Origin of the sequence: Enterobacter cloacae complex sp. P1B, from assembly GCF_014982345.1 — a bacterium.
Taxonomy (GTDB): domain Bacteria; phylum Pseudomonadota; class Gammaproteobacteria; order Enterobacterales; family Enterobacteriaceae; genus Enterobacter; species Enterobacter bugandensis.
In genome coordinates this window covers 1-1,831 of the sequence record NZ_JADCLF010000025.1, presented here as the reverse complement: position 1 = coordinate 1,831, position 1,831 = coordinate 1, and the positions used below count along the sequence as shown (strand labels likewise).

General features: G+C 39.5%; 2 protein-coding genes. Both read right to left on the bottom strand.

The annotated features are described in order from the left end of the window. Positions 1-331 precede the first annotated feature (331 nt). Positions 332-778, bottom strand: a complete 447-nt coding sequence (locus INF77_RS22760) for a hypothetical protein (protein ID WP_193533025.1) — start codon at positions 776-778, stop codon at positions 332-334. 684 nt (positions 779-1,462) lie between these two features. Next, positions 1,463-1,831 (bottom strand): hypothetical protein (locus INF77_RS22755; RefSeq protein ID WP_227415172.1); only part of this gene is annotated, 369 nt, incomplete at its 5' end.

Here is a 1,831-nt window from a genome sequence, read left to right as displayed (position 1 = left end):
TATGCGGTGCTGTCCAGGCTGGCGTCGGGGTTTTCTGGTGGTTCGGGGCCAGGGAGGGGGCGACGGCAGCGGGGCGGACACTATATATAGTATCTGCCACAGCTGGCAGGGACACCACATGTTGATTATCCACAGAAACGGGGGATAAAAACGGGACGGCGCTGTATAACTGGACAGAAAGTGCGGTATGTCTGACTAAGGTAAGGATAGCCAAAAAGCGAAAAAGATTAGAGTGATGAAAATGCCACTAAAAATTTTTATCCAAATTCTCATATATGTGCCCTTCTTTAGAGTGGCGGAATTTACTTGAGCATCAAATGTTGAGCAAGAATTAATGAGAAGAGTAGGTAGTCGGTATATTGAGCTTGAGTCCAATCTCCTTTATAAGATTGTAGGTATTTTTCTTACTGTCGCCAGCAAGTATAGAGGTGATCTCATTAAGGTTTTGTGCTGCGCCAAGAACTTCAGCCTTTGATGGCACAAACTTTATACCTACATAGCTTCTTTTCAGGCAGCCGGGCAAGGCTGCATACTTTGCTATTAACAGAGAAGCAGCATCTTTCAAATCGTGTATGGTTTCATGATTAGCTCTGAAATTTGTGATTGTTGCTTGCTCACGTAATAAAAGCGCTGTAATCCTCCCTAATTGTTCTCTGAAAGATATATAAGGCTCAATGAATCTTTTTGCGATGAGCTGACCAACAACAAAAACTGTTACGCCGGTCAGAACGGTTACGGCAGCAGACGAACTCATAATTGTACCTAGCAACTGAATCATAGGGTTATCCTATCTGGAAGGCAACTGCCTGTCTACTGGGCAGAATCACCTGTACGTCCCAAGTAGCGCGGGAATTAAACTAATGGCCTGAAAAGGCCGCTTAAGCCACCTAAGAAGGGATACGAAGTCTATGACGCAATTTTGCTGCACCAGTAGCAGTCATCATGCATAGTGATATTATCTGTAAAGCAATAGCTAATATTGTTATTAGGTCATTGAACTCCAGAGCTAAAACAACCGCGAGACAAATGGAAAACCCTATCGAAACGATGCATACTGGCAAGGAACGAAATCGGTTAAACCATCCATAGAACATGTAACCAGCAGCAGCAGCAGCGAAAACTATACATAAAGCTGCAAGTGAAGTTTCAAGCCACATCGTTAACCCTCATATTACTTATAGTTTATTATCTTAGTATCGGAACTTACTTTTTTTAATCGACAAAAATTTCATATATTTACAATCAATACGCATAAAATCATTGTCGCAACAGCGTAAACCGCCGTCTTACAATGCCGTCTATAACATTATCGATATACAAGTCATATTCTTTAGAACCAATAACCTAATACTATCGATGGTATAGCCTTGTTCTGACATTTCTCTTTCTCAATCATAGTCACCATTCATCCCTGCGTTTGCTTTGAGTTTCCGGTAAAACACTAAAAGTGTGCAGTGTTATACTAGTATAAGGAGATAACAACACCATGCACCAAAGAAATTGTACCTATTATAGGTGATGAGATGAGTATGGAATATTTTAACTTGGTGAGTAATGATGTACCAACAAATTTTTCTTTCAATTGCATTTTGAACTTTTCTGAAGACATTGCGTTTGTGAATAGTAGAACATCCCATAGCATTATACTTCCCATTATAATAAACCAACCGTAATACGCCTTTTTCATCTGGGGTAATACAGTTGGCATATCATCTTTAATGCATAAAATTAAAGCAAATAATCCGAGATACATAAAAACTCTTACAATAAAAAATTTATAATAAAAACTTGCTTTGTTCATAATAGTAAATCTCCGGGCTGTGTATCTGGA

What these genes read in the sequence shown, in the direction of transcription:
- INF77_RS22760 (WP_193533025.1), bottom strand. Translation starts at nt 778, where the DNA reads ATGATTCAGTTGCTAGGTACAATTATGAGTTCGTCTGCTGCCGTAACC.